Origin of the sequence: Hymenobacter sp. B81 (genome assembly GCF_044628455.1) — a bacterium.
Taxonomy (GTDB): Bacteria; Bacteroidota; Bacteroidia; order Cytophagales; family Hymenobacteraceae; genus Solirubrum.
Genome location: NZ_JBIYZW010000003.1, coordinates 135,064 through 161,005, shown reverse-complemented (window position 1 = coordinate 161,005; position 25,942 = coordinate 135,064). Strand labels below are relative to the sequence as shown.

Annotated in this window: 24 protein-coding genes; 6 read left to right on the top strand and 18 right to left on the bottom strand. The window is 64.2% G+C overall.

The features are described from left to right. Positions 1-8: 8 nt before the first annotated feature. The gene (locus ACE191_RS17630) at positions 9-1,061 is read left to right on the top strand and encodes a DUF3089 domain-containing protein (RefSeq protein ID WP_400193553.1); all 1,053 of its coding nucleotides are present in this window, start codon (positions 9-11) and stop codon (positions 1,059-1,061) included. Between the two features lie 598 nt (positions 1,062-1,659). On the opposite strand, the gene ACE191_RS17625 is transcribed toward ACE191_RS17630, so the two are convergent. The 10 genes from ACE191_RS17625 to ACE191_RS17580 form a co-directional block, all read right to left on the bottom strand. Continuing rightward, positions 1,660-2,028 (bottom strand): hypothetical protein, encoded by a 369-nt coding sequence (locus tag ACE191_RS17625; protein WP_400193552.1) that lies wholly within the window; start codon positions 2,026-2,028, stop codon positions 1,660-1,662. 44 nt (positions 2,029-2,072) lie between these two features. Then, positions 2,073-2,465, bottom strand: coding sequence for a hypothetical protein (locus tag ACE191_RS17620; RefSeq protein ID WP_400193551.1), 393 nt, complete (start codon positions 2,463-2,465; stop codon positions 2,073-2,075). Positions 2,466-2,661: 196 nt separating this feature from the next. Next, positions 2,662-3,351: a carboxypeptidase-like regulatory domain-containing protein gene (locus ACE191_RS17615; RefSeq protein WP_400193550.1), complete on the bottom strand. Its 690-nt coding sequence runs from the start codon at positions 3,349-3,351 to the stop codon at positions 2,662-2,664. Between the two features lie 368 nt (positions 3,352-3,719). After that, positions 3,720-4,559 (bottom strand): translation elongation factor Ts, encoded by an 840-nt coding sequence (tsf, locus tag ACE191_RS17610; protein ID WP_400193549.1) that lies wholly within the window; start codon positions 4,557-4,559, stop codon positions 3,720-3,722. 151 nt (positions 4,560-4,710) lie between these two features. After that, positions 4,711-5,478: a 30S ribosomal protein S2 gene (gene rpsB, locus ACE191_RS17605; protein WP_400193548.1), complete on the bottom strand. Its 768-nt coding sequence runs from the start codon at positions 5,476-5,478 to the stop codon at positions 4,711-4,713. Positions 5,479-5,496: 18 nt separating this feature from the next. After that, positions 5,497-5,883, bottom strand: coding sequence for a 30S ribosomal protein S9 (gene rpsI, locus ACE191_RS17600; RefSeq protein WP_400193547.1), 387 nt, complete (start codon positions 5,881-5,883; stop codon positions 5,497-5,499). Positions 5,884-5,931: 48 nt separating this feature from the next. Continuing rightward, the gene (rplM, locus tag ACE191_RS17595) at positions 5,932-6,384 is read right to left on the bottom strand and encodes a 50S ribosomal protein L13 (RefSeq protein WP_400193546.1); all 453 of its coding nucleotides are present in this window, start codon (positions 6,382-6,384) and stop codon (positions 5,932-5,934) included. A 198-nt stretch (positions 6,385-6,582) separates the two neighbouring features. Next, positions 6,583-7,296: an RluA family pseudouridine synthase gene (locus ACE191_RS17590; protein ID WP_400193545.1), complete on the bottom strand. Its 714-nt coding sequence runs from the start codon at positions 7,294-7,296 to the stop codon at positions 6,583-6,585. A gap of 51 nt (positions 7,297-7,347) precedes the next feature. After that, positions 7,348-8,376, bottom strand: coding sequence for a YeiH family protein (locus ACE191_RS17585; protein WP_400193544.1), 1,029 nt, complete (start codon positions 8,374-8,376; stop codon positions 7,348-7,350). An 88-nt stretch (positions 8,377-8,464) separates the two neighbouring features. Continuing rightward, positions 8,465-9,370, bottom strand: coding sequence for a LysR substrate-binding domain-containing protein (locus tag ACE191_RS17580; RefSeq protein ID WP_400193543.1), 906 nt, complete (start codon positions 9,368-9,370; stop codon positions 8,465-8,467). Positions 9,371-9,482: 112 nt separating this feature from the next. Between ACE191_RS17580 and ACE191_RS17575 the strand changes: the two genes are divergently transcribed. Further along, complete coding sequence (locus ACE191_RS17575; protein WP_400193542.1) at positions 9,483-11,621, top strand: alpha/beta fold hydrolase; 2,139 nt, start codon at positions 9,483-9,485, stop codon at positions 11,619-11,621. Positions 11,622-11,707: 86 nt separating this feature from the next. Here ACE191_RS17575 and ACE191_RS17570 read toward each other — a convergent pair whose 3' ends face one another. The 6 genes from ACE191_RS17570 to ACE191_RS17545 form a co-directional block, all read right to left on the bottom strand. After that, complete coding sequence (locus ACE191_RS17570) at positions 11,708-12,073, bottom strand: STAS domain-containing protein (protein WP_400193541.1); 366 nt, start codon at positions 12,071-12,073, stop codon at positions 11,708-11,710. Positions 12,074-12,442: 369 nt separating this feature from the next. Beyond that, the gene (locus ACE191_RS17565; protein WP_400193540.1) at positions 12,443-13,417 is read right to left on the bottom strand and encodes a bestrophin family protein; all 975 of its coding nucleotides are present in this window, start codon (positions 13,415-13,417) and stop codon (positions 12,443-12,445) included. 342 nt (positions 13,418-13,759) lie between these two features. Beyond that, the gene (locus ACE191_RS17560) at positions 13,760-15,586 is read right to left on the bottom strand and encodes a DNA mismatch repair protein MutS (RefSeq protein WP_400193539.1); all 1,827 of its coding nucleotides are present in this window, start codon (positions 15,584-15,586) and stop codon (positions 13,760-13,762) included. A 385-nt stretch (positions 15,587-15,971) separates the two neighbouring features. Then, on the bottom strand, positions 15,972-17,531 hold the full coding sequence (locus ACE191_RS17555; RefSeq protein WP_400193538.1) for an FAD-dependent oxidoreductase: 1,560 nt from the start codon (positions 17,529-17,531) through the stop codon (positions 15,972-15,974). Between the two features lie 234 nt (positions 17,532-17,765). Then, the gene (locus tag ACE191_RS17550; protein WP_400193537.1) at positions 17,766-20,846 is read right to left on the bottom strand and encodes a PAS domain S-box protein; all 3,081 of its coding nucleotides are present in this window, start codon (positions 20,844-20,846) and stop codon (positions 17,766-17,768) included. A 184-nt stretch (positions 20,847-21,030) separates the two neighbouring features. Next, positions 21,031-21,684 carry a response regulator gene (locus tag ACE191_RS17545; RefSeq protein WP_400193536.1) on the bottom strand — a complete coding sequence of 218 codons (654 nt, stop codon included), beginning with the start codon at positions 21,682-21,684 and terminating at the stop codon, positions 21,031-21,033. A 280-nt stretch (positions 21,685-21,964) separates the two neighbouring features. Between ACE191_RS17545 and ACE191_RS17540 the strand changes: the two genes are divergently transcribed. Both ACE191_RS17540 and ACE191_RS17535 read left to right on the top strand, forming a co-directional pair. Next, positions 21,965-22,321 carry a hypothetical protein gene (locus ACE191_RS17540; RefSeq protein WP_400193535.1) on the top strand — a complete coding sequence of 119 codons (357 nt, stop codon included), beginning with the start codon at positions 21,965-21,967 and terminating at the stop codon, positions 22,319-22,321. A gap of 158 nt (positions 22,322-22,479) precedes the next feature. Then, the gene (locus ACE191_RS17535) at positions 22,480-22,806 is read left to right on the top strand and encodes a KGG domain-containing protein (RefSeq protein WP_400193534.1); all 327 of its coding nucleotides are present in this window, start codon (positions 22,480-22,482) and stop codon (positions 22,804-22,806) included. An 84-nt stretch (positions 22,807-22,890) separates the two neighbouring features. On the opposite strand, the gene ACE191_RS17530 is transcribed toward ACE191_RS17535, so the two are convergent. Then, positions 22,891-23,766 (bottom strand): cyanophycinase, encoded by an 876-nt coding sequence (locus ACE191_RS17530; protein ID WP_400193533.1) that lies wholly within the window; start codon positions 23,764-23,766, stop codon positions 22,891-22,893. A 324-nt stretch (positions 23,767-24,090) separates the two neighbouring features. Between ACE191_RS17530 and ACE191_RS17525 the strand changes: the two genes are divergently transcribed. Further along, positions 24,091-24,495 (top strand): hypothetical protein, encoded by a 405-nt coding sequence (locus tag ACE191_RS17525; RefSeq protein ID WP_400193532.1) that lies wholly within the window; start codon positions 24,091-24,093, stop codon positions 24,493-24,495. 39 nt (positions 24,496-24,534) lie between these two features. Here the strand turns inward: ACE191_RS17525 and ACE191_RS17520 are convergent, their stop codons facing one another. Continuing rightward, positions 24,535-24,978, bottom strand: a complete 444-nt coding sequence (locus ACE191_RS17520; protein WP_400193531.1) for a RidA family protein — start codon at positions 24,976-24,978, stop codon at positions 24,535-24,537. A 112-nt stretch (positions 24,979-25,090) separates the two neighbouring features. Between ACE191_RS17520 and ACE191_RS17515 the strand changes: the two genes are divergently transcribed. Beyond that, positions 25,091-25,903 (top strand): energy transducer TonB, encoded by an 813-nt coding sequence (locus tag ACE191_RS17515; protein WP_400193530.1) that lies wholly within the window; start codon positions 25,091-25,093, stop codon positions 25,901-25,903. The last annotated feature ends 39 nt before the right edge of the window (positions 25,904-25,942 follow it).

Sequence of the window (25,942 nt, the reverse complement as noted above, 5' to 3'; positions counted from 1 at the left end):
GCTTACGCATGCCCGCTTCCCGGCTGATTATGCTTCGCCTGCTGCTGTTCAGCCTCCCTTGGCTGCTGCTCACGGGCTGCCTGAACCTGATCAAGCCGCGGCGCGACTTCCAGGCCTACGTGCCAGCCGCGGCGCCCGACTACAGCCGGCCCGAAAACTGGGCGGCCCTGCCCGCGCGCGCCGATGCCGCCGACCAGGTGCCCACCAACACCCCACTGCGCGACGGGCAGGCCCAGGCCGCAGCCGACGTGTTTTTCGTGCATCCCACCACCCTGTTTAAGCCCCAGGCTTGGAATGCCGACCTGGCCGACGAGCAGCTGAACCGCTTCACCGACAACTCCACCATCCGCAAGCAGGCTTCGGTGTTCAACGCTGCCGGGCGCATCTACGCCCCACGCTACCGCCAGGCCACGCTCATGTCGTTTTTCGACAGCACCGCCAACGGCCAGCGGGCGTTGGAGCTGGCATACGGCGACGTGCGCGCCGCTTTTCAGTACTACCTCGACCACCACAACCAGGGCCGCCCCATTATCGTGGCCGGCCACAGCCAGGGCACCCACCATGCCCGGCGCCTGCTGCGCGAGTTTTTCGACCAGCACCCCGCCCGCCAGCGCCAGTTGGTGGCCGCCTACCTCATCGGCTTCGACGTGCCCCGCAGTACCTACCAGGTGCTGCAGCCCTGCGCCGACTCACTGCAGACGGGCTGCTACGTGAGCTGGAACGCGGCCGAGTGGGGCTACGAGTTTCCGCCCTTTCGCCAGGCCGTTGTTACCAATCCGCTGACCTGGACGCTCGACACGGCCGCCGCGCCGGCCACCCTGAACCTGGGCGGCGTGCCCATGAGCTTCGACCGCATCGAGCCGCAGGTAACCGACGCCAAGGTGCACCAGGGCGTGCTGTGGCTGCACCCGCCCAAAACCGGCGGCTACCCCCGCTTCCTGCTCCCGGGTCAGCCGCTGCTGCGCCACTCCTTCCACATTGCCGACTACGGCCTGTACTACCTGAACCTGCGCCGCAACGCCGTGGCCCGGGTGCAGGCCTGGCAGCGCCAGCAGCCTTAGTCGCGCCCACAAATCCGCTGCGCCCTTCCCGGCGCGCGTTCGGCCCCGCACCCCGCCCGCTCCGCCTGCCTTTTCGGCGGCATGCGTTGGCTGTTTAGCCCTGGTACCCGCCCCAGCGGCGGCGGGTCGGCCACCTGCCCCATTTCGGGTGCCTGCCAGCCGGCCCGGTGCGTTTCTACGTCCGTCCTGAGTGCTTCTAAGACCGTCTTGGTCGCTTCTAAGAACGTTTAGGTCGCTTCTAAGAAGAGTCAGAGTGCTTCTACGTCCGTTTGGTCGCTTCTAAGTCCACTCAGGTCGCATCTAAGAAGGTTTCGCACGCTTCTAAGTCCATCTGCGCGCGTATAAGTCAGTTTCGCACTCATATAAGAAGGTTTCGCACGCTTCTACGTCGGTTTTGCAGGCCGAAGTGCTTGCCGAAAGCGGAAAAGGCTTCTGGAAAACCGGCAACGGCCAGTGAGCGACGGACTAAACCACTGGGGCGGCGGGCAACGCAGGCTTGAAACGGTGGCTAAGCCCCGGCTGGACCGGCGGGGATTTGCCTAAACACAAACGCCCGCCGACGCGGGCGTCGGCGGGCGTTGCAAATCGGAACCGGGACTTAGTTAAGCACCGCGGTCTGGCTTTTCAGCACCTGGCGCGCCATGGCAAGATTGGTGTCGGCCGACTTCACGGCCAGGTAAATGAACTTGCCACCATCGGGCGACAACTTGAGCAGGTGCAGCTGGTCGGTCAAAGTCAGCAGGATGTCCTGCACGGTCTGGTCCAGCTTCAGGGCCTGAATGGCCTTGAGCTTTTGCTTGATGACTTCCGTATTGTAAGCGGCAGCCGTTTCGGCATCAAACGACGCCATGTTGGAGTGGTGCGCCAGCGGCATGCCGGTTTCGGTTTCAACTACGGCAACGGCCACGAGCGAGGGCAGCTCTTTCAGAATGTTCTGAACGCACTGGGCAGGGGTAATGATGGACATGAGGGAGGGAAAAGGAAAAGGAAGAAATGCGTTGAAAAGGCGGGCTAATTGCTGCAGCGCCGCATCACGTCGCGCACCAGGGCCATGTTGGTGTCGGCCAGGCGCACGGCTACGTAACACAGGCGCAGCCCGTCGGCAGTGGTGCGCAGGCAGTGCAGCTGCTCGTCGAGCACTACTACCAGGTCGTTGAGGCGCTGGCCCGCCAGCCAGGGTGCGTTGAGGGCTTTCTGGGTTTGGCGCAGCAACTCGGCGTTGCGCGAACTGATCTTGTAAGGGTCGAAGCTAGCCAGGGAGGTATAGGCAGCCATGGTTTTGCTGGTCTTCACCTCCACCACGGCGGCAGCTACCAACTCGGGTAGCTCCTTGAGCAGGTTGTTGATGAAGGAATCTGCCTTGTACCGATCCAAGCCGACCGCATCGCCGGTAATTCTGCGCACAACGGGTTTGTTCAGAAACGGCAGTCTCATGTAGTCTGTCGGGGCTGGGCAGCGGGAGAATAAGGAGCCTTGGAGCAAGGCCTGACAAAGGTCCCTCCGCACGGGCAGAGGGACCTGGGCTAGGGTGACGCAGCAGCGTAACGGCTTCTTGCGGACGATTGTACCTCGCTTATCACCCTACGGCAGTCAATGATGCTTAAAAGAACAGCCAGCGCTTCTTGGCCGAAGCGCGCTCGGTGGTGCGGGGCACCAGCGTCACGTTTTCGGTAGCGCCGGCCTTCACGTGCAGTTCCTCTTCGGCGTAGCCGGCGTAGGCGTACTGCAACGTGGGTTTCTGGTTGGCCGGAATGCGCAGCAGGTAATTGCCCTCGGCATCGGTCGAAACACCCGTGCGGGTGCCTTTGTGGAGCACCGTGGCGCCAATTAGCGGCCGGCCGTTCTCGTCGAGAATGCGGCCACGCACCGATACCATGCGCATGGCACCGGCCGCCGAAGCCGACGAGGCGGCCTCAGCCGTTTCGGTGGGCGTAGCGGGCAGCTCGTAGCGGGTGTTGTCGGTGGGCAGGTTGGTGCCGGCAAACACGGCGCTGCCCAGCAGGGCGCCACCGGCTACCAGCGTAGCGGCGCGGCGGCGAAACCGCTGCGGCTCGGTGCGCAGCAGCTCGAACTGCCGCTGTACCCAACCTACCGGCCGAACCTGGTGACCGGTCTTTTTCATCTCGTAGAAGCGCCGTAGCGTGTCATCGGCCAGCGTTTTGTTGGCTTGCAGGTAGGCGTCAACCAGTTGGGTATTCTGGCTCGATAAATCGCCGCGTAAATAGGCATCCCGATACGCGGGCAAAAGCTCACCCGTGACGGGGTGAAAAGGAGTAGCACTTAGTTTCATCTTACGCTTTTGTTAGGGTGATGCAAAGGCAAGAAACCGGGGTGGATTCGTGCGTTATCTACCCGAAAACAGGCTTTCGGTTTCGCCGAAAGAGTTCCTTTAGGGCACCTTTTCGCCCAACTACGTCAGATAGCAGACCAAATGCCCATTGGGCGGGATTAATCAGTCAATTACTAATTCGGATTATGAAACTGCCGGTAGTCCTAATCATAATCTCGACCAAAGTATTCACACAAAACATAAAACAACGACTATATATAATGAACCTCTGGTTTCCCGCTATTTGGATTATTGACTTTGAAATCAAGCTCATAAAAAAAGCCCGCTGGCGCAATGCCAGCGGGCTTCCGAATTGTGGTTAATGATGCTTAAGCACCGATAGCCACACGCTTGAAATCCGACACCGTCATGCCTTTCTGCGTCTTGTCGAGCAGTTGGGCGATGGTTACCGAACCGTCCTTCACGAACTCCTGGTTGAGCAGGGTGTTCTCCTTGTAAAACTTGTTGAGCTTGCCCTGGGCAATCTTTTCCAGCATAGCTTCGGGCTTGCCTTCGGCGCGCGCCTGCTCTTTGCCGATTTCGATTTCGCGCTCTACCGTAGCCGAGTCCACCCCGTCTTTGTCGACGGCTACGGGACGCATGGCTACGATTTGCATGGCTACGTCGCGGCCTAAGGCGGCTACGTCGGCGCCGCCCACGTTCTTGAGGCCCACCAGTACGCCCTTCTTGTTGTCGGAGTGGATGTACGAGGCCACTTTCTCAGCGGTCATGTTCTCGTAGGCTACCACGTCCAGCTTCTCGCCGATTTTGCCCATCAGGTCGGTGATGTGGTCCTGCAGCGAGCGGCCGTCGGCCTGCGCCGTGGCCAGCAGGTCTTCCTTGCTACCGGCGTTGCTTTTCACCGCGGCGTCCAGGATTTGCTGGGCCAGGGCTTTGAAGTCGGCCACTTTCGATACCGGCTCGGTTTCGCAGGCCAGGGCAATGAGCTTGCCGTTGGTGCCGTCTTCGCTCACGTTGGCCAGTACCAGCCCTTCCGAGGTGGCGTTGTCCGAGCGCTTGTCGGCAATTTTCTGGCCCTGCTTGCGCAGAATGTCGCGAGCGGCTTCGAAGTCGCCATCGGCTTCTACCAGCGCTTTTTTGCAATCCATCATACCCGCACCGGTCATGGTGCGCAGCTTGTTCACGTCTGCGGCGGTAATTGCTGCCATTGTGTAGATCTGAGAGTTGAGAACTTAGATGTTAGAATGAAGAGGAAAGCGGGCAGTAAAAGCAAGAAGAAGTTAGAAGCCGAGGCTGAAAAGAAGTTCACTCTCCAGGTCTCTAACTCCTAACTTCTAAGGTCTCGCTTCTGCGAAGCGCCTATTCGTCGGCGTTCTGCTTTTCCTGGATGGCTTCTTCGTCAGCCTGCTTGCGGTCGGCGTCCTCTTTGTCCACCTTGCGCTCCGACAAACCTTCTTCGATGGCCTTGCTGATAGCACCCACGATCAGGGCTACCGACTTCGAGGCGTCGTCGTTGGCGGGGATGGCGAAGTCCACGAGTTCGGGGTTGGAGTTCGTGTCGCAGATGGCAAACACCGGGATACCCAGCTTGTGGGCTTCCTTCACGGCGATGTGCTCGCGCTTCACGTCCACGATGAACAGGGCGGCGGGCAGGCGGCTCAGGTCGGCAATGCCGCCCAGTACGCGCTCCAGTTTCTCCCGCTCACGCGACAGCATCAGCCGCTCGCGCTTGGCAATGGCGGCGTAGGCGGTGTTTTCCTTCACCATCTTGTCGATGGTGCTCATTTTCTTCAGCGACTTGCGCACGGTGGCGAAGTTGGTGAGCATGCCGCCCAGCCAACGGTCGGTCACGTACGGCATTTTGAGGCGCTTGGCCTCTTCCGTTACGATTTCCTGCGCCTGCTTCTTGGTGGCCACGAACATGATCTTGCGACCCGACTTAGCGATGTTGCGGATGGCCGACGAGGCCTGATCCAGCGACACCAAGGTTTTGTTCAGGTCGATGATGTGGATGCCGTTCTTCTCCATGAAGATGTACGGCGCCATTTTCGGGTCCCACTTGCGGGTAAGGTGACCAAAGTGGGCACCGGCATCCAGCAAGTCTTTATAGGTGATGGACTGAGCCATAATGAAAATTCCTCTGGATTAGCGTTTCGAGAACTGGAACGAACGACGAGCCTTGCGGCGGCCCGGCTTCTTGCGCTCCACCATGCGGGGGTCGCGGGTCAGGAAGCCTTCCTTCTTCAGGGCCGGACGGGCGTCGGCGTTTTCTTCAACCAAGGCCTTCGAAATGGCCAGGCGAATTGCTTCGGCCTGGGCGCTGATGCCTCCGCCGCGCACGTTTACGCGCACGTCGTACTTACCCACGGCATCGAGCGTGGTGAAGGGCTGGTTGACGATGGTTTCCAGGAGCTCGTTGCTGAAGTACGACTTCATGTCCCGGTCGTTGATAGTGATAATCCCTTGCCCGGCCTGCACGTAGATGCGGGCCACCGAGGTTTTTCTTCTACCAGAGGTGTTGATGATTTCCATGAGTTGACGAATCAATGACACGCAGCCCCGCGAAGGGCAACGCTGTTTTTAGAGGTTGGTCAGCGAAACCGTGGTGGGCTGCTGAGCCTGATGCGGGTGCTCGGCACCGGCGTACACGAACAGGTTGCGGAACTGCTCGCGGCCCAGCCGGTTGCCCTGCAGCATGCCTTTCACGGCGTGCTCGATAACCGAAGCCGAGTTCTTGGCTTTCTTGTCGCGCAGGTTGATGCTCCGCTGACCGCCGGGGTAGCCCGTGTGGCGCAGGTAGATTTTGTCGGTCATCTTTTTGCCGGTCACGCGCAGTTTGTCGGCGTTGATGACGATGACGTTGTCGCCGCAGTCGGCGTTGGGGGTGAACGAGGGCTTGTGCTTGCCACGCAGCATGTTGGCAATCTGGCTGGCCACTCGTCCGAGCGTGTTGTCGCTGGCGTCCACAACAACCCAGGCCTTATCGGCCGAGGCTTTGTTTACCGAGCGCGTCTTGAAGCTCAGATGATCCATGGATCAGGGGTTGATGGTTGGGTAAGTGTTTACGATTCAGCCGCAAACCCTGAGAAGAAGGCACAAGGTTCGGGAAAAACGGACACAAAATTAGCGCTTTTTGCTTGAGAAGCAAAGCAGTAGCCAATAAAGATGCGTCGGAGCGCCCGCGCGCGCCTAGTGGCCCGCTCCGCTCCTCGGCTTGGGGCCACTTCGGTCCTAGCTGTACTGCCGCAGGGTTTCCACCAGCACGCGGAAGTCCTTGGGGTATTCGGCCTCCACGCTGATGGGCTCCCCGTCGAGGCCCTGAAAGGTGAGCTGCCGGGCGTGCAGGGCAAAGCGCTTGATGAAGGGCTGCTCCTCGTCGCCCTGCTTCACGTTGAACTTGCGCTTGAGCGAAGACAGGTAAAAGTCGTCGCCGCCGTACATGGTGTCGCCCACGATGGGGGCCTGCAGGTACATCAGGTGCAGGCGAATCTGGTGCATGCGGCCGGTTACGGGCAGGCACTCAAATAAGGTGTGGCGGGCAAAGGTTTCAAGGGTGCGCACCAGGGTTTCGGCGGGCTTGCCGTTGAAGGCCAGCCGGGCCTTGCCCTTGGTGGTGGTTTCGATGTTGCGCTCCACCCGCAGGCCGTCGTAGTGGTGCACGCCCCAGCCCACGGCGTGGTAGACCTTCTTCACCGTGCGGGCCTCAAACTGCATGGCCAGGTGGCGGTAGGCCGCCGGGTGCTTGGCCAGGGCCAGCGCGCCGCTGGTTTCCTTGTCGAGGCGGTGGGCCGCCTGAATGTCGTCGTAGTGCTGGCGGGCCAGGCGCAGGATGTTGGGCGCGCCGCCCACGCGCTCGTCGAGCGTGGCCAGAAACGGGGGCTTGTTGATGACGAGGTAGTCCTCGTTTTCAAAAATGATGAGGTCGTGGAACGCGGGTAGCTTCATATCAGGCCCACGAAGGTACGCAGAATGAGGCGGAGCCCGGTCAGAGGGCCGCTAGGCTACCGTGTGCAGAATCACCCACAGCGACACGGCCGATATCAGCACCCACAGCACCACGCCCTGCACCAGCGGCCGCGGCCCCACGGCCTTGAGCACCCGGCTCGACAGCCCCGCTCCGATCAGAAACAGGGTGAGCGTGAGGCCCAGCTTGGCCAGGCGCACCAGCCAGGGCGCCACCGGCTGCAGGGCGGGCAGGTAGCTCACCAGCAGCATGGCCCCGATAAAGCCCAGAATGAAGTAGGGCAGCTTGACCTTGGTGCCGGGCGTCTTGAACAGCACGGCCGTGAGCAAAGCCACGGGAATAATCCACAGCGCCCGGGCCAGCTTCACGGTGGTAGCCACCTGCAGGGCCTGGTCGCCGTAGTGGCTGGCGGCGCCCACTACCGAACTGGTGTCGTGAATGGCAATGGCGGCCCACAGACCGAACTGGTTCTGGCTCATGCTCAGCGCCTCGCCAATGAGCGGAAACAGAAACAAGGCCAGGGCGTTGAGTACGAACACGGTGCCCAGCGCCACCGACATTTCCTCTTCGGTGGCCTTCACTACCGGTCCTACCGCCGCAATGGCGCTGCCCCCGCAGATAGCGGTGCCGCTGGCAATCAGGTGGGAGGCCCGGCGCGAGATGCCCAGCCAGCGCCCCAGCAGGTAGCCCACTGTGAGCGTGCCCGCAATGGAAGCCACCGTAAACAGCAGCCCTTCGCGGCTGGCCTGCAGGGCCGTGTGCGCGTTCATGCCAAAGCCCAGCCCCACTACCGACCACTGCAACAGCTTGCCGGTGAGCTGCTTGCTCTGCGCGGCAAACGGGTTGCCGATAACCAGGGCTACCACCAGCCCCAGCGCCAGTGCCAGCGGCGGGGAACCCCAGGGCGACAAGCACAGCAGCAAGGCCAGGCCGAAGACCAGCATCTGCGGGGTGAAGTTTCGCCCGAACAGAGAATACTGCCGGTGCAGCAGGGCGTGCAGGCTGTTGTGAACGTGTTCGGCGGGGGAAGGCCGGTAGGTTATGGGGCGCAGGGTTTTCACGAGGGGAAGCAGGGCAACAAGGGCGCCAAAAGTACGCTTCCTGTCAGGCCTTCCCTTATCAAAAATATTTATAGCCGATAACCATTAGTTATAAAGCCGCATCAGACAGCCGCTGGTGGGCATAGCCGAGAAAGCGCTGCGCGGCCGGCGGCAGCGGCTGGCCCTGCACCCACACGGCGTCGAAGCGGCGAGTGAGGTGCAGCTCGCGCACCGGCACGATTTCCAGCCGCCCGGCCGCCACTTCCTTCTCAATAGCCCGCTTCGAGACGAAGCCCAGCGCCCCGGACGCTTCGAGGTAGGACTTGATGCCCTCGGTGTTGTCGAGGTACATGGCCACGGTGAGCTGGCTAAGCTTGATTTTATGCTCGCGCAAAGCAAACTCCAGCACTTCGAGGGTACCCGAACCCCGCTCGCGCAGCACCAGCGGGTGGCGCAGCACCTCGGCCAGGGGCAGCGCCGCAGCCGGTGGGCCGCCCGGCCCGGCCCGGCGCACGGCCAGTAGCTCGTCGTGGAGCAGCAATTCGTAGTGCAGGTCGCGGTTTTTCACCTGCCCCTCCACGAAGCCCAGATCGATCTGCCCGTGCAGCAGCGCCTCGGCAATCTGCTCGGTATTGCCGTTGAGCAAAGTCAGCTCCACGCGCGGGTACTGGGCCTGGAAGCCGGGCAGGATGGGCGGAATCAGGTACTGGGCCAGGGTGGTGCTGGCGCCCAGGCGCAGGCGGCCAGCGGCGGCATCGTGCAGGCCGTGCAGCTGGCTGTCGAGCCGGCGGTGCAGTTCGGTTATTTGCTCGGCGTAGCTCAGCAGCACGCGGCCGGCCTCGGTCAGGCTCACACGGCCCGCCCGGCGCTCAAACAGGCGCTGGTCGTAGCTGCGCTCCAGCTCGCGCACGTGCTTGGTGACGGCCGGCTGGGTGATGAACAGCTCCTGGGCGGCCTTGGTGAAGCTCAGGTGCCGGGCCACGGACGCGAAGACGCGCAAACGAAAATCGGACATGCGCGCAAGGTAACCGGCCGCCCCGCGTCATTGGCTGGCGGCTCCCTCAGGCGGTGCCGGGCGGTTCTGCTTTCGTGGCTACCTTGCTGAAACGTACCTCCCTGCCTTTTTCATGAAGAAAGCCCTGCTGGCCCTGCTCACTTCGGCCTCCCTCCCGCTCGCGGCCCAACAGCAAACCCTGACGCCCGAACTGCTCTGGCAGCTGGGCCGCCTGGGCGAGCTGCAGGTGTCGCCCGACCGCAAAACCGTGGCCTTCACCGTCACGCGCTACGACCTGGGCGCCAACCGCGGCAGCGCCGACATTTACTCGGTGCCGGTGGGCGGCGGCAAGGTGCAGCAGCTCACCAGTACGCCCCAGAGCGAGAACACCCTGAACTGGCGCCCCGACGGCAAGCTCACCTACCTCTCCAACGCGGGCGGCAGCACCCAGCTGTTCGTGATGAACGCCGACGGCTCGGGCAAGCAGCAGCTCAGCGACTTCAAGGACGAAAGCCTCGGCAACCTTCGGTACGCCCCCAACGGCCGCTTCATCCTCTACACCCAGGACGTGAAGGTGCGCAAGAACCTACAGGACCTGTACCCCGACCTGCCCAAGGCCGACGCCAAGCTCTACGACGAGTTGTTTTACCGCCACTGGACGCAGTGGGAAGACGACCAAGCCTCGCACGTGTTCTTCCAGCCCGTGGGCGACGACGGCCGCCCCGTGGGCTACGGCAAGGACGTGCAGGCGGGCGAAGTGTTCGACGCACCGGTGCGGCCCCTGGCCGGCGCCGAGCAGCTAGCTTTTTCGCCCGACGGCTACCTGCTGGCCTACACCTCGCGCAAGCTCTCGGGCCGGGCCGAAGCCCTGAGCACCAACTCCGACATCTACCTGTACTCGGTGCGCGAGGGCAGCACCAAAAACCTCTCGGAGGGCCTGGGTGGCTACGACGTCGAGCCGGTGTTTTCGCCCGACGGCGGGCAGGTGGCCTGGCTGAGCATGGCCACGCCCGGCTTCGAGGCCGACCGCAACGCCATTGTGGTGCACGACTTCAAAACCGGCCAGCGCCAGGACGTGACCAAGGGTTCGGAGCTGTCGGCGGCCAACGTGCGCTGGTCGGCCGATGGCAAAACGATTTACTTCCTGGCCGTGGTGGCGGGCACCGAGCAGCTGTTTGCGGTGCCCAGCAAGGGCGGCAAGATCAGGCAGCTCACGGAAGGCCTACAGAACTACAACGCCTTCGAGCTGGCCGGCCCCGACGCGGCCGTCTGCAACCGCACCACCATGCAAAGCCCGGCCGAGCTGGTGCGCGTGAACCTGAAAAACGGCAAGGAAGTCCCGCTCACCCAGCTCAACGCCGAGGTGATGAGCAAAGTGAAGGTAGGCAAGGTGGAAAACCGCCGCGTGGCCACCACCGACGGCAAGCAGATGCAGGTGTACGTCATTTACCCGCCCGACTTCGACCCCAAGCAGAAGTATCCCACGCTGCTGTACTGCCAGGGCGGGCCGCAGAGCCCCATCACCCAGGCCTTTTCCTACCGCTGGAACTTCGGGCTGATGGCCGCGCAGGGCTACATCGTGGTGGCGCCCAACCGCCGCGGGCTGCCCGGCTTCGGCCGCCAGTGGAACGACCAGATCAGCGGTGACTGGGGTGGCCAGCCCATTCAGGACTACCTCTCGGCCATCGACGCGGTGAGCGAGGAGCCCTACGTAGACAAGGACCGCCGCGGCTGCGTAGGCGCCAGCTACGGGGGCTACTCGGTGTACTACCTCGCCGGTCACCACAAGGGCCGTTTCAAGACCTTCATTGCCCACGCCGGCCTCTATGACCTGGCCAGCTGGTACCCCACCACCGAGGAAACCTTCTTTGCCCACCACGACCTGGGCGGCGCCCCCTGGGAGCAGATTACCTCGCCCAACGAGCTGCAGCAGGCCGCCGACGTGGAAAAAATGGTGAACGGCGACCGGAAAGCCACCACCAACACCAGCATCTACCGCACCTACACCCAGTTCAACCCCCAGCGCTTCGTGGGCACCTGGGACACGCCCATCCTGGTCATCCACGGGGGCAAGGACTTCCGCGTGCCCGAAAGCCAGGGCATGCAGGCCTTCGGCTCGGCCCAGCTGCGCGGCATTGCCAGCCGTTTCCTGTACTTCCCCAACGAGGGCCACTGGATTCAGAAACCCCAGAACTCGGTGCTCTGGAACCGCGTGTTCTTCGACTGGCTGGGGCGCACCCTCAAGCCGGGCACCAACCCGCCGGCCAAGTAAGCGGCAGCATGGGCCTGGTCACCAACGCAGTGGCCGCCTTCCGAACCCGGAAGGCGGCCACTGCTGGTATCGGGGTAGCCCGCCGCTCAGGCCGACTGGCGCAGCAGCAGCTGCTGCTGGCAGTACTGCTCGGCGTCGAGCAGGGTGGGCACCACGGGCGGGTGCACCGCCGACAGTTTTTCCAGCTCCTGCAGCACCTCGGGGTTGAGGTGGCACAGCACCAGATCCATGCCGTGCTTGCGCAGCTTGGCGTAGTAGTAGGTGAGCACCTGCCCGGCATCGGGCGGCAAATGGTGCAGGTGGGTGCAGTCGACCCACACGCTGGACTTGCCGCTGCGCACGGCCCGGCGCAAGGCCCAATCCAGGGCATCGTCCTGCTCGGTGTGTTCGGGCAGGTCGTCGGCCAGGATGAGCAGGTAGCTATTGGGCAAAATCTCTCGGTAGACCTCCATTTGAAAAATTCGAGGTGAGTGGTCGTGGGCGCGGCAACTACGCAGGCAGAAGGAAACGAGAAAACACCGGCCGCCGACGGGCGGGCCGGACCAGTTGAGCTATTTCACCTTAGGGAATCATTTCAGCACGCAACGTCACAATTTCTCCAGATGCCCGCCCCGGCCAGAGGCGGCATCAGCCCAAAGGCTCAGTGCCATTCTTTCCTCGCATCATACTGATAATTAACTCACATAGTTCCGTTTATATATAAACTTCAACTTACTGCCCGCCCGAACCGGCATCTAATCGGGCTGCCTACGGGAAAACGCAGCGCCGCCCGGTCGCTACTGGCGGCCGGGCGGCGGGGCAGGCAAGCAAAATGGAATGGGCTAGTACAGCACCTCGGCGATAGGCAAAATCTTCGGGGGCAGCTCGGTTTCGCCCAGCATCTCGCGCAGGTCGATTTCGATGGTGCGGCACAGGGCCGTCATCGGCACGTCGTTCATCTGGTTTTCGAAGGGATTCTCGCTGGTGTGCCCCACCGCCTCAATGGTGTTGAACACCCAGGCAATGAGCGTGGAGATGGGCACCGACAGCCAGATGGCTCGGGGCCCCTGCAGCTCGAACTCGTGCAGCAGGCCCAGGGGCAGCATCACGGCAAACAGGCTCACGAACACAAAGCTGTAGAACGCGAACTGCCGCGGAAACGGGGTGTTCTTGATTCGCTCGCAGCCGCCCTGCAGGGTGAAGAGCTGGTCCAGCGTCTGCATGGAGGTGATGTGCTGGAAGTCGTTGAGCAGGCCGCGCTCCTCGCGCAGCACCCGCAGCTCGGCGGCCTGCCGGCGCAGCAGGTGCACCGGCGGGTTGGCCCGGTGACGCATAAACTCCGACTCTTCGGCCGACAGGAACGGGGCCACGTCGCTTTCCCACAACTCCCCGCGCTGACGGCGCAGCTCCAGGCGCAGGGCGTTGCACCAGGCAATGTGGCGGTAAAGCAGGCGGCGGTGGCGCACGGTAAGCTCGGCGGCAGTAGCGGCGGGCATTTCCCGGGGCAGGTCGAGGGCATCGACGCGGGAGGTGATGTGCTCGAGCACCTGAATGGCCCAGGTGCGGCTGGCGTTGACGATGCCGCCCCAGATCTGCCGGCCTTCCCAGAATCGGTCGTAGGAGCCGTTGTTCTTGAAGCCGATGTAGAAGGCCACGGCCGTGCCCAGGGTGGCTACCGGCTGCCAGGGTATGGCCAGAAACCGCATGCCCCCCACGTACAGGGCGCAAATCACCGTGTTGTAGAGCAACAGAAACAGCACCGAAGCCCGGGAGCTGCGCCATATGATACTCCACCGAAGGTTCTGCCGGATGTACATGCTGGGTTAATGGGTTTGAATGGGCTGAATGTGGGAAATGTGAGAAATGTGGGGAATGAGGTTGAATGTGGGGAATGTGGAGAATGAGCGAAGTTGCCGATGGTGATAAGGCGCGGGTCAGGGCCGCGCACTGATGAGGTTGAGGTGCTTATGAGGAAACGGCAGGAAAGGTTGCGGCCGGGGGAAATTAAACGGCTGCCGTGGCAGCCTCCCGGCGTTGAATGGCCTGCATTAAACCTTCCTTTCCAACCAGCACCTTACCCCCATTAGACCCGTTTCCCCATCATTTCTCTTATTCTCCACATTCCCCACATTCAACCTCATTCCCCACACTTCCCCACATTACACCTCAATTCCCATCAGCTGCATGAGCTTGCTGGCGTTGAACTCGCGGCAGAGGCCGGGCGTGAGGCGGTAATCGAAGCGAATGTCGTCGCCCGCTACGGTGCTGTTGAAGCTGTAATTGTTCACGAAGCCCGGCAGCACGGTGGCCAGGTCGCCCAGCTCCAGGTCGTGGGTGCTCACCAGGCCGCTGGCGGGACGGCGGTGCAGCTGGCGGATGAGGCCCCGGGCCCCGGCGTGCCGGTCGCGGGAGTTGGTGCCCTTCAGAATTTCATCGAGCAGAAAGAAGACGGGCTGGCCGGTGGCAGTGAGGTCGAGCAGCTGGCGCAGGCGCTTGAGCTCGGCGTAGAACGAGGAGGTGCTTTCGGCCAGGTTGTCCTGGGTGCGCATGGCGGTGAACAGCTGAGCCGGCCCCAGCCGCAGGCGCTGGGCGCAGACCGGGCCGCCAGCCAAAGCCAGCACCGCGTTCAGCCCCACGGTGCGCAGGAAGGTGGTTTTGCCCGACATGTTGGAACCGGTAATGAGGGCCGTGCGCCCCGCCCCCACGCTGGCAAAGTCGTTGGCCACGCGGCTCGTGCTGAAGATGAGCGGGTGCGCCAGCGCCACGGCCTCGTAGGTGAGCGGCTCGTCGCTTAGCTCGGGCTCGGCCCAGTGCGGGTGGGCGTAGCGGGTGGCGGCGAGGCTCACCAGGGCTTCCACCTCGGCCACCACGTCGAGCCAGGGCTCGAGGGAGCCGCCCAGCTGCCGCTTCCAGCTTTCGAGGCGCCACATCCAGAAGAAGTCCCACATGAGCAGGTTGTTGGCGAAAAAGCCCGCCAGGGTGCTCCAGCGCAGCGAGAAGTTCTGGGCTATGCGCGCCAGCCGGGCCACGTAGGCCGAGGCGGGCTGACCGTGCTCGAGCAGGCGGGCGCGCAGGGCGGCCAGCTGCGGGGCCTCGCACTCCCGGGCTTCGAGCAGCAGCAGCTGGTCGCGGTAAGCGCGCAGCACGTCGTACATGTCCATGCTGCGCTCGAACACGGCGTCGCGCTCCAGGCGGAAGCGGTGGTTGAGGCCGTACATGACCAGGATGGGCGCCAGGGCCAGCCAACCCGAGTAACCGGCCGCTAGCCACAGCCCCATGCCGAGCAAAGCCAGCGGGGGCAGCACGGGCAACAGCGCCAGCAGCCAGCGGCGGCGGGCGTAGAAGTCGGGGGCGTGCATCCACTGCAGGAAGGGTCGTGGGTCATCCGACTGCTTGGGAAAGTGCCGGGCGCTGGCCTGCCACTGCTGACACCAGCTCACATCGGGGGCCAGCTCGGCCACGGCTTGCTGGCGCGGGCGCAGCTCGGCCGGGGCGGCGGGGGCCTGCAGCCAGGACGCCAGCTTGTCCTGACCCAGGCGCGAGGTGGTGCGGCTCAGCAGCTGAAACAGGGAATGGGGGCCGAATACGTCGAGGTCGGCGGTGTAGGGGTGCTGGGGGTCCTGATAGCGCAGGCCGGCATCGAAGCCGTTGATGGTGCCGCCCAGGCGGGTCAGCTCTTCCTGGTTGATGCGGCCCAGCAGCTGCTGGTGCAGCAGGCGGTAGCCGATGCGCCCGTGCCAGCGCATGATGACGAGGAAGGCCACGTAGAAAACGAGCAGCCAGGCCCAGCCGGCCAGCGGGGGCTGGTGCCGGAACAGCCACCAGGCGCCGCCCGCCCCCACCAGAAACACGGCAATGCGCAGCCAGCCCACGGCGCTGTGGCGGCCGGCAATGCGCCGGGCCTCGGCGGCGTGGGAAGCCAGGTTATCGGTAAACAGGTCGTGGGGCGGCACGACCAGGGGGCGGATGGCAGACGAAACGGGCACGGCAACTTCGGTAGGGGTCCGCGAAGGTACGGGCCGGCTCGTTGGGCACTTTCACGTGCTCGTGGCTAACTATGCTGAACGCGTCGGACACCGGGGCCTACTCATTGGCGGCTTCCGCGTGCTCGTTGGCCACTTTGATGAGTGCCTCGGGGCCTTTCGCGTACTCGCACGCCACTTCTGCCCGATTGCCCGGTCCTTTCGCTGGTTTGCCGTTTGCTTTGCCGCAGGTGCGGGTTGGTAATGCGGCTGATCTTCGAGTTACCTGCGCCGACCAACCCCAAACCGCCCCTCCTCAGATGAGAAGGGGCGGTTTGGGGTTGATGCTCGGACCGGCTGCGCCGGCAGACGGGTTGCAGCGGGCCGCTGGCCTTGCCGCTCCCCTGCCCTACTCGGCCGGGGCGAGGCCGCGGTCGGCGGGGCCGTTCATCAGCTCGCCCAGGGCCGAGAAGCGGGAACCGTGGCAGGGGCAGTCCCAGCTTTTCTCGAGGTTGTTCCAGTGCACCACGCAGCCCAGGTGGGGGCAGATGGCCGAGCACTCGTGGGTCTGGCCCTGCGGGTCGCGGTACACGGCTACTTTGCTCAGGCCGCGGCGCAGCACGGCCCCGCTGCCGGGGGCAATTTCTTCGGCTTTGCTCACGTCGCCGCCGGTGAGCAGGTCGGTGTATTCGGCGGCCACGTTCAGGTTTTCCTTCAGGAACTCCTTGGCCGTGTCGAGGCTGGGCGTGATGCGGCCGGGGTCGTAAAGCTGGGCCCAGGGGTTGGAGCGGTCCTGAATGAGGTCGGTCACGATCATGGCCCCGAGGGTGGCGTGCGTCATGCCGTGGCCCGAGTCGCCGGTGATGATGTACACGTTGTCGGCGTCGAGCGGATTGCGGCCGGCGAAGCCCAGCGCGTCGACGGGCTCCATCACCTGGCCCGACCAGCGGAAGTTGATTTGCTCGACCTGGGGAAACCGCTCCCGGGTCCACTCTTCCAGGCAGCGCAGGCGCTCCTCGGGGTTTTCCTCCTGGCCGGTTTTGTGGTCCTCGCCGCCCACGATGAGCAGGTCGTAGGCCGCGCCGCCGGCCGCGGTCTGGGGAATTTCCTGCAGGCGCACGTAGTGGTAGGGGTCGGCGGTGTCCCAGTACAGGGCCGGGGCAATGGCGCCGTGGGGCACGCGGGCGGCCACTACGTAGGTGCGGTAGGGCGCCTGCTTGGTGTGCATCACCACGCGGTCGTTGAAGGGCGTGTTGGTGGCCACCACCACGTGGCGGGCGCGCAGCTCGGCGCCGCCCTGAGTTACCACGCGGGCCTCCTGGTCGATGACGTGAATTTCGGTGGCGCGGGTGTGGGTGTAGATGCGGCTGCCGCGCTGCCCGATGGCGCGGGCCAGGCCGTGGAGATACTGCAGAATGTGGAACTGACCCTGGTTGGGAAAGCGCAGGCAGGGCCCGGTGCTGAAGCCGCGGGTGCCCGAGTCGGGGCGGCGCTCCACGCCCGTAAGCCCGGCGCGGTGGGCAGCGGCCAGCTCGTCGTCAAGCTCCTGTTCGCGGCCGCCCTTGGGCAGAAACAGGAAGCCGTCGAGGCGGCGGAAGCCGCAGTCGATGTTTTCCTCGCGCACGATGCTCTCGATGCGGTTGATGGCCTGGCCGTGGCTGTCGGCCGCCAGGCGGGCGCCTTCCTCGCCGAACAGCTTTTCGAGGTGGTAGAACCGGTCGTCGAGGGCGTTGGAGAGGTGGGCGGTGGTGCGCCCGGTTTCCCCCGAGCCGATTTCGCCGTCTTCGACTACGGCCACCAGGCGCCCCTCGGCGGCCAGCAGGTAGGCCGTGGTGAGGCCCGCAATGCCGCCCCCGATGACCACCACGTCGACGGTGGCCGACTGGCGCAGGGGCTCAAAGGTGGGACGGTCGGCAGTGGCCAGCCACATGGGAGTAGTGGCGCCGGAGGTTTGGTCGGGCTGATGCATAGACAATGAGCAGTGAGCAGTGAACCCTGAGGCTACGCCGCCCGACCGCGCCGGGTTGGCCCCTGTTCATTTATCATTGATCATTTATCATTGATCAATCGGTTGCACGGCTCGGCCAGCTCTCATTTATCATTGATCATTCATCATTTATCAATCATCATTTATCAACCGGCAGGCGGCCCTGTTCCGGCTGCTTCGGGCGCCCCTCACAACTTATGGCTTGTTGATCATTGATCAATGATCAATGAGGGTGAGGGGCAGCTCGATGCTGATGGCGGTGCCCCGGCCGGGCTGCGAGCGAATGGTGAGCTGGCCGCCGAGCAGGCTCACGCGGTTGCGAATCCCGCTCAGGCCGATGCCGCTGCGGTGGCTGGTGGCCTCTCCCACGTCGAAGCCCACGCCATCGTCTTCCACGCTCACGTGCAGCTGGGCCCCGGCCGGCTCCACGTACACGAAGGTTTCGCGGGCCTGGGCGTGCTTCATCACGTTGTTGAGTAGTTCCTGCACGATGCGGTAGACGGCGGTGCTGAGCACGGGCGACAGTGGCTCGGGCAGCTCGCCTACGCTCAGGTGCACGCGCAGGACGTGCGGAATGCGCTTGCAGATTTCCTCCAGGGCAGTTTTCAGCCCGAAGTCTTCGAGGATGTTGGGCGTGAGCTCGAAGGAAATGTTGCGGGTGGCCTTGATGGCCTCGTTGATGATGTTGAGGGCCGCCGTGCGGTGGCTTTCGTCGACGGGGCGGGGCTCGAGGTGGAGCTTGGTGGCGTAAAGCAGCTGGCCCACGCCGTTGTGCAGGGCCTCGGCAATGCGCTTGCGCTCGTCTTCCTGGGTGTGCAGAATGGCGCTGAGCACTTCCTTCTGGCGCTGCAGCTGCAGGTGGGTGGCTTCACTGGCCAGGTGCTTGCGCTCGGTCACGTCGCGCAGCACGGCCAGCAGGCCTTCCTGGTTGTCGCCCGCGGCGTTGCGCAGCGGGCCCAGGTACATATCGAAGTAGCGCTGCTGAAAGGGCAGGTCGTAGTGCTGGGCCGAGGCCCCGGCCAGCACCTGGTTGAGCACGGCGTGGTACTTGGCCAGGTTCAGGTCGGGCAGCAACTCGAACAGCGGGCGGCCCAGCACGTCGGCTTCGCGCAGGCCAAAGGCTTCGCTGGCGGCGCGGTTGAGCACGCTCAGGCGCAGCTCGGCGTCGAGGGCCACGATGGCGTCGGGGCTGGTGTCGAGCAGGCTGCGCGAAAAGTCCTTCTCGGCCTGCAGGCGCTGCTTGGCCTGCTCGGTTTCGGTCACGTCGACGGCGAACAGGATGCCCACCTGCTGCTCGTGGTCGAAAAAGCCGTAGTTCTGAAAGTACACCTGCCCGGGGCGGCGGGGCGGCAAGCCCAGAAAACTCACTTCCTGGCCCGCGAGCAGCTTGTGCAGGTGCTCGTGGAGCATGGGATAGGCTTCGAAGGCGTTCAGGCCCACCAGCTGATTGTCGGCCACGCCGAGGCGGCGCAGCCCGGCGCCGCTGACTTCCAGCAGCTCGCCATCGGGGCGCAGCCGGGTGAGCACCACGGGCACGTTGCGCATGATGTGGTCGAGCAGGCGGTTTTTGAGCCGCAGCTCGTCCTGCACCTGGCGGCGCTGGGTAATGTCGCGCACCAGCCCGGTCAGGCGCTGGGGCTGGCCCTGCTCGTCGTAGCTGGCCTGGGCCAGCAGGGCCACGTAGTGGTCGGAGCCGTCGGGGTGGCGCACGCGGTGCTCCAGGCGCAGGGGGGCCTGCTGGTGCACGGCTTGGCGAATGGCCTCGTCCAGGCTGGCCTGGTCGTCGGGGTGAATGGCAGCCAGCAGGTCGTCGAAGGTAGCGGGCGCCTCCCCCGGTGGTCGGCCGAAGATGTGCTGGGCGCGCTCGTCCCAAAACAGGGCGTTGTCGGCGAAGCTCCACTCCCACAACCCGCTGCGGCTGACCTGCAGGGCCATGCGCAGGCGCTGCTCGTTTTCCAGCAGCTGCTGCTCGGCGCGGCGGCGGTCGGTGGTTTCGCGCCACACAATGTGCACCAGGGTGGGGTGACCGGGCAGCTCCACGGGAGTCAGCACGGCTTCCAGCCAGATTTCCTCGCCGCTGAAGCGCTGCATGAGCACCTCGCAGCGCAAAGAGCCGTGCTCGATGGCCTTCTCCACGTTGGCCGCCAGCCACTGAGCCGAGTGGTTGCCGTCGGGCTGGTACTCGGGGGTGCACACGGCCACCGGCTGGCCCACGATCTGCTCGGGCCGTTCGGCCCCGATGATGCGCAGGGCCGCGGCGTTGCAGGCCGTGTAGCGCCCCTGCTGCAGCAGCAGCATGCCGTCGTTGCTTTCCTCGAAGATGGTGCGGAAGCGGGCTTCGCTTTCGGCCAGGCCCTCGGCGGCGCGCTTGGCCTCGGTGATGTCGCGCCATACCGCGTGCACCAGCATCTCGCCTTCTACCTCGATGGTGGTGAGCACCACTTCCAGCCAGATAAACTCGCCGGTGCAGCGCTGGCGGTACCACTCCAAGCGGTGGGCCTTGTGCCGGCGCAGCTGCTCGATGACTTCGCGGATGACGGCCAGGGAGGGGCGGCCGTCGGGCTGGCGCTCGGGCACCAGCCAGTGAATGGGCTGGCCTACTAACTGGCTTTTGTGGCGGGCCCCAATGAGGTCCAGCGCGGCCTGGTTGCAGTCGATGTAGCGTTGGTTCTGCACCAGCACCACCGCGTCTTTCGACTCTTCGAACAGGGTGCGGAAGCGGGCCTCGCTGGCGGCCAGGGCCAGGGTTTCCTTGCGCGACTTGGTGACGTCGGTGAGGGTCAGGCGCGCCCGGGGGGGCTGGCCCGCTTCGCGCACGCCCTCGAGCTGCACGTAAAAGGGTATGTTTTCGCCGCGCAGCATAGTCAGCTCCTGCAGCTGGCGCTCCTCGCTGCCCAGCACCCGGTGCAGAAAGCGGTAGAACTCGTCGCGGCACTCGGGACTCACAAACAACCCCAAGCGGCGCCCCAGCAAGTCGTTACGCCCGGAACCCAGCAGCTGGCTGGCGCGCAGGTTGAGCTGCTCAATCTGCCCCAGCGCGTCGATGGTGCAGTAGCCCAGGGGGGCAAAGTCGTAGAGGTCCACGTAGCGTGCCTTGGCGGCCAGGGCCTCGGCCTGGGCCAGGCGCAGTTCCTCGTGCTGCATTTCCAGCCTGATCTGGTGCACCTGCAACTCTTCCATCAGGCGCTCAATCTCCGCCGGGGTTTTCTGGCCCAGGGTTTCGGTTTCCGAGCGGCGGGGCGGCTCGTCCGGGTGTTGGTGGGCACGCGCCGCCTGGTCATCAGGGGTATCGTTCATAGCTCGGGGAAGCAGAAGTAGGCGGCACAAGCAAAATACGCACAAAAACAGGGCTTCGATGCCCCCAGCCCCAAACGCAAGCCGCCGAGCTACGCCTGGGGGCGCGGCACGGCGGCTTGCGTTTGGGGGCGGGGCGGCTTAGCGCCTCCTAATGTTTGAGCCGATACTCGAACATTAGGAGGCGCTAGGTGAGCAGGCCGGTTTCCATGGCGTACTTGATGAGGGCGGCGGTGTTCTTGGCCTGGGTTTTCTCGATGATGTTCTGGCGGTGGGTTTCGATGGTACGCTTGCTGGTGAAGAGCTTGTCGGCAATTTCAGCGTTGGTCAGGCCCTCGGCAATCAGGCGCAGCACCTCGGTTTCACGGTTGGAGAGGTCGTTGACTTTTTTGCCACCGCTGGTCGCTACCGGCCCTTCAATGGCTTTGTGGAGCAGGGCCAGGCCGAGCTCGGTACACAGAAAGGGGCGGCCCGCGGCTACGGTACGAATGGCGAAGGTGATTTCCTCCTTGCCGGCATTCTTGAGCACGTAGCCCAGGGCGCCGGCCGTGAGTACCTGGTGCACGTACTTCTCGTGGTCGAGCATACTCAGGATGAGCACGCGCACCTCGGGAAACTGCTGGCGCAGCAGCGGCACCGTCTCGAAGCCGTTCAGCTCGGGCATGTTCAGATCCATCAGCACCACGTCGGCGGGGGTATCGGCCAGCAGCTCCAGCAGCTCGCGGCCGTTGCGGGCCTGGCCCACTACCTCCAGGTCGGGCACGTCGGCCAGCAGGGCCTGAATACCGTCGCGAATGATGGTGTGGTCGTCGACCAGGATAAGGCGAATGGTAGTAGGCATAGCAGTAGGAAAAGAGTAAGCCAACCTGCGGGTACAAGGTAAACGCCAAATACCGGCGGGCGGGTAGCGGCCGGCCAAGATTCAGCACTTATCCGGGTCGCGGCCGAATTTTTACGGAGGGCTAAATTGAGGGTAAACACGCTGCCCGGGTTTACTCAGACAAGTTAACTTGCTGATAATCCACCAAATCCCATCTACCATCAGCCATCCGGTCGTGCTCCTTACTGAGTAGTACTGCCCCTGGCAGCGTATTCGTCCCGCTGTTTCATCCCGCCCCCCGATGACCGCCCTTTCACTTTCCCAGCCCCACCCCGAAGCCCGCCTCGTGCCCATCAACCTCGACGTGCTCGATGCCGGCCTGCTGGCCCAAACCCTGGCCCAGGACCCCGACATCCGCCGCAAAGCCGTGCACGTGCTCGTCGACTGCCAGCAGCTGCGCAGCGTGCGCGACTACGGCGTGTGTCATTTCCTCAACCAGCTGCTGCTCATTCGCCAGGCCGGCGTGCGCATTGTGCTTCACAACGTGAGTCCCCTACTGCGGCGCCTGCTGCGGGTGCTGCGCCTGGAGTCGCTGTTTGAAGTCACGTGGCCTTCGCAGGCGTCGCTACGCTCCCAGCCCCTGCCCCCGGCAGCCTAGATCTGGCGAGTCTGCGGTAAACGCGTAGCAGCTCCTCCGTAGAAACCAGTAAAACCAACTTCCGCAGGCTTTTTTCGGCGGGCTCTCATGCCCATTGCAACTGCAAAACCGTTAAAAGCCCAGTTTTCAGTCCCATCCCACTTACCACAACCAACATCATGGCAACCAACAATCAAACTCCGCGCGGCAGCGCCCAGGCCGGCACCGGCAAAACGGGCACCGATTCGCGCAGCAGCGTGGCAGGCACCTCGCGCACCAGCAACCGCGGCTTTGCCTCCATGGACCCCGAAGCCCAGCGGCGCATTGCTTCCGAGGGCGGCCGGGCCTCGCACGCCAGCGGCCGCGGCCACGAGTGGACCTCCCAGGAAGCCCGCGAAGCGGGCCGCAAGGGTGGGCAAGCCAGCCGCAGCAACGCCCAGGCCAGCGCCCAGCAGAAGTCGGCCCCGGGCCGGCAGAGCAGCGCGGGCCGCAGTTCCCAGCAATAACCCGCCGCTGCCCTTCTGAGCTATGCAGAAAGCCCCCGGAGCGTATCCGGGGGCTTTTTCGTGGGGTACAGTGGTGGTCTTTGGCTACACGTAGAGCTGCTGCTGCACCGGAATGCTGTAGCGCTGCCCCTTGGCCAGCAAATGCACCCGCAGGTCGCGAATGGAGAATACCTCGCCGGGGCGAACCTCGTGGATGGTGTTGCCGGCGCAGTCGCGACCGTCCACAATCACCACCAGGCCGTTGCCGATGACCTGCATCTCGCAGCCCTCGGTGACGATTACGGCGGTGTCTTCCTCTAGCCCCAGGCCGATGCAGCCCGGGTTGGTGGCAATGATCTGGGCCATGCGCACGATGCGCCCCCGGGCTACGAAGTGGGTGTCGATGGCCACGTCGTGCATGAACTGCAGGCCGGTGGTGACGTGAATCTCGTCCTTGACGAAGCCGGCGTCGTTGCGGCCCTGGTAAATCATGGGCGTCGACATGGCCGCGGCGCCGGCCGAGGTACCGGCAATGACGAAGTGCGAGTAGGCGTAGCGTTCCTTGAGGCGGCGTAGCATCTCGGTGCCCCCCAGAATAGCCGTGAGCCGCAGCTGGTCGCCGCCGGTAAACATCACGCCGGCCGCTTCGTCGAGCAGCTGCAGGCAGTCGGGGTTGTCGGCCTCTTCGCGACTGACGATGTTGAGCACTTCCACCCGCTTCACGCCCAGCTCACCGAAGGCGCGCACGTAGTCCTTGGCGGCGTTTTCGGGCTCTTCCGAAGCGGTGGGCAGGATTACCACCGGCCCATCGCCGTGCAAGGCCGCCACGAAGTGCTGCAGAATGCTGTCGTCGGCCATTTCGTTGTCCTTGGCCTTGAGGTCTTTTTGCTCGTGGCCGCCAATGGCGATGAGCGTGCCCTTAGGGTGCGGGCAGTTGCTGGGAGTTGAGGGGCGTGCAGCAGTTTTCTTCCGGGTTGGCATAGGGAGCAGAGCAAGATTACGCGGCAGCCTTAGTACGCACCCTACCCCGTCCGGGATGTAGCTGCTGCTGCCCGCACGGCCGGGGTCTGCGGCCCACGCCCGCGTCTTTTGCTATTTTGCACTCAGCTATTTAACCCATCCGCTCACGGCGCTTTAATGCCGTTCAACTACATCATCAATATAAAAATTAGGTGTTTACCCCCGGTAGTTTCCGTAGAAATTCTGCAATGCCGCGGGGCCGCTCTGGTGTTGTGGGGCCGAAGCCGGGCCCCGCGCCCGGCCGGGACTTTATTCCCGTTCGCCCAGCTTACCGCCCCCGATTTGATGCCAGCTCCTACTCCCCGATTCGCCCTTTACCGCAGTCCCCACTCCGCTTCCTACCACCACCTGGTGCTGTCGGCCGGCGAGCGGGTGCTCATGCATTGGATATTTGCCGGCAACGACCACGTGCCGCTGCACCTGCAAACGCAGTCGTTGGTGGTCGAAACGATGGAGCAGGTGCCGTCGGATTCGCTGGCTCTCGACGAGGGCATGGTATGTTTGCCGGCCCCGCAGGCGCTGGCCGATGTCGAGGCCGTTTCCGCCGCGCTACGCCAGGGCCGGCTGTGCCTGGAATACTATGGCCTGCTGCTGCGCGGGCCGTATTCGCTGGTACGGCTGCGCCCCGAGGGCCAGAGCTGGCTGCTGAACAAGGCCGCGCACCTGGTGCCGTCGGCGGCCGCGCAGTAACCCGGGACCAGGCTTACCTTATTTGCCGGGGCCGATGCTCTACCCGCCCACCCAGGCAATGCACTTCAGCTCGATGGCAATGGGCGTGGGCAGGCAGTTGATTTCGACGGTAGTGCGGCAGGGCTGGGCCCCGGCGAAATACTCGGCGTAGAGGCGGTTGTAGGTGGCAAAGTCGTCGCGCATGTTGGTCAGGAACACAGTCACGTCAACCAGATCTTCCCAGCGCGCCCCGGCTTCCTCCACGATATAGCGCACGTTCTGAAACACGGCGTGGCACTGCCGCTCGAAGTCGTAGCTCCGGATGTTGCCGGCTTCGTCAAGCTCCACGCCGGGCACCTGCTTTTCGCCGCGCTGGCGCGGGCCCACGCCCGAGAGAAACAGCAGGTTGCCCACCCGCCGGGCGTGCGGGTAGAGGCCCACCGGCTCGGGGGCGCGCGAAGAGTTCAGGGCCGACGAATCGGGGGCGGGGGCAGGGTAACTCATGGCCCGAAAATAAGGCGGTTTTCGGTAGCTTAAGTAGCAGCCCGGCCGCGGCTGGTGCGGTTGTTGCCTGCAAGCTGGCCCTTGGCCCCGCTCTTCCCGTATTTCCCGAGCTATGATCCGACTCTTTTCCGCGTGCGTACTGAGTGGCCTGCTGCTGCTCGGCGCCCCCACTGCCCAGGCCCAGCAAAAGCTCAAGTACCCCAAAACCACCGCCGCCGACATCTACGACGCGGTGGAGCAACCCGCCCAGCCGCTGGGGGGCGTGGAAGCCTACAGTAATTACCTGGCCGACAAGCTCAACTACCCCACCGCGGCCCTGCAGGCCGGCGTGGAGGGTACCGTGGAAGTCAGCTTCGTGGTGGAAAAAACCGGCGCTACCTCCAACTGGGCGGTGGCTAAGCCGCTTTCGCCCGAGTGCGACGCCGAGGCACTGCGCCTCATCAAGGTCGGGCCGCGCTGGCAGCCGGCCCAGCACCGCGGCGGCGTGGTGCGCCAGCGCGTGACCGTGCCCATCTCCTTCCGCCGCCCCGCGGGCGGCGACGAAGCCGCCGGCAGCGCCCCCGTGGCGGGGGTCCAGGCTACCGCCAGCACCCCGGCTCCCGCGGCCGGCGGACCGCAGGTGGTCACGCCCGAGCAGCCGGCCCGACCGGTGGGCGGCGTCGAGAAGTTCTTCGAGTGGGTGCAGCAAAACCAGCATTACCCCGCCCTGGCCCGGCAGCGCAAGATTCAGGGCAAGGTGATGATGGAGTTCATGATCGAAAAAGACGGCTCGCTCACTAACATCAAGCCCGTCAAGCGCCTGGGCTCGGGCCTCGACGAGGAAGCTATCCGCCTGATCAAGGCCAGCCCGAAGTGGGAGCCCGCTCGCTACCAGGGCCAGCCGGTGCGCCAGAAGATGGTGCTGCCCATTCTGTTCCAGCTCTGAGGCGTTGGTAACAGTTATTTTATCCCGCAGGTAAAATAT

Coding starts and splice junctions, on each gene's coding strand:
- ACE191_RS17630 (WP_400193553.1), top strand. CDS start 9: ATGCCCGCTTCCCGGCTGATTATGCTTCGCCTGCTGCTGTTCAGCCTC.
- ACE191_RS17625 (WP_400193552.1), bottom strand. CDS start 2,028: ATGTCCATCATTACCCCTGCCCAGTGCGTTCAGAACATTCTGAAAGAG.
- ACE191_RS17615 (WP_400193550.1), bottom strand. CDS start 3,351: ATGAAACTAAGTGCTACTCCTTTTCACCCCGTCACGGGTGAGCTTTTG.
- tsf (WP_400193549.1), bottom strand. CDS start 4,559: ATGGCAGCAATTACCGCCGCAGACGTGAACAAGCTGCGCACCATGACC.
- rpsB (WP_400193548.1), bottom strand. CDS start 5,478: ATGGCTCAGTCCATCACCTATAAAGACTTGCTGGATGCCGGTGCCCAC.
- rpsI (WP_400193547.1), bottom strand. CDS start 5,883: ATGGAAATCATCAACACCTCTGGTAGAAGAAAAACCTCGGTGGCCCGC.
- rplM (WP_400193546.1), bottom strand. CDS start 6,384: ATGGATCATCTGAGCTTCAAGACGCGCTCGGTAAACAAAGCCTCGGCC.
- ACE191_RS17590 (WP_400193545.1), bottom strand. CDS start 7,296: ATGAAGCTACCCGCGTTCCACGACCTCATCATTTTTGAAAACGAGGAC.
- ACE191_RS17580 (WP_400193543.1), bottom strand. CDS start 9,370: ATGTCCGATTTTCGTTTGCGCGTCTTCGCGTCCGTGGCCCGGCACCTG.
- ACE191_RS17575 (WP_400193542.1), top strand. CDS start 9,483: ATGAAGAAAGCCCTGCTGGCCCTGCTCACTTCGGCCTCCCTCCCGCTC.
- ACE191_RS17570 (WP_400193541.1), bottom strand. CDS start 12,073: ATGGAGGTCTACCGAGAGATTTTGCCCAATAGCTACCTGCTCATCCTG.
- ACE191_RS17565 (WP_400193540.1), bottom strand. CDS start 13,417: ATGTACATCCGGCAGAACCTTCGGTGGAGTATCATATGGCGCAGCTCC.
- ACE191_RS17555 (WP_400193538.1), bottom strand. CDS start 17,531: ATGCATCAGCCCGACCAAACCTCCGGCGCCACTACTCCCATGTGGCTG.
- ACE191_RS17550 (WP_400193537.1), bottom strand. CDS start 20,846: ATGAACGATACCCCTGATGACCAGGCGGCGCGTGCCCACCAACACCCG.
- ACE191_RS17545 (WP_400193536.1), bottom strand. CDS start 21,684: ATGCCTACTACCATTCGCCTTATCCTGGTCGACGACCACACCATCATT.
- ACE191_RS17540 (WP_400193535.1), top strand. CDS start 21,965: ATGACCGCCCTTTCACTTTCCCAGCCCCACCCCGAAGCCCGCCTCGTG.
- ACE191_RS17535 (WP_400193534.1), top strand. CDS start 22,480: ATGGCAACCAACAATCAAACTCCGCGCGGCAGCGCCCAGGCCGGCACC.
- ACE191_RS17530 (WP_400193533.1), bottom strand. CDS start 23,766: ATGCCAACCCGGAAGAAAACTGCTGCACGCCCCTCAACTCCCAGCAAC.
- ACE191_RS17525 (WP_400193532.1), top strand. CDS start 24,091: ATGCCAGCTCCTACTCCCCGATTCGCCCTTTACCGCAGTCCCCACTCC.
- ACE191_RS17520 (WP_400193531.1), bottom strand. CDS start 24,978: ATGAGTTACCCTGCCCCCGCCCCCGATTCGTCGGCCCTGAACTCTTCG.
- ACE191_RS17515 (WP_400193530.1), top strand. CDS start 25,091: ATGATCCGACTCTTTTCCGCGTGCGTACTGAGTGGCCTGCTGCTGCTC.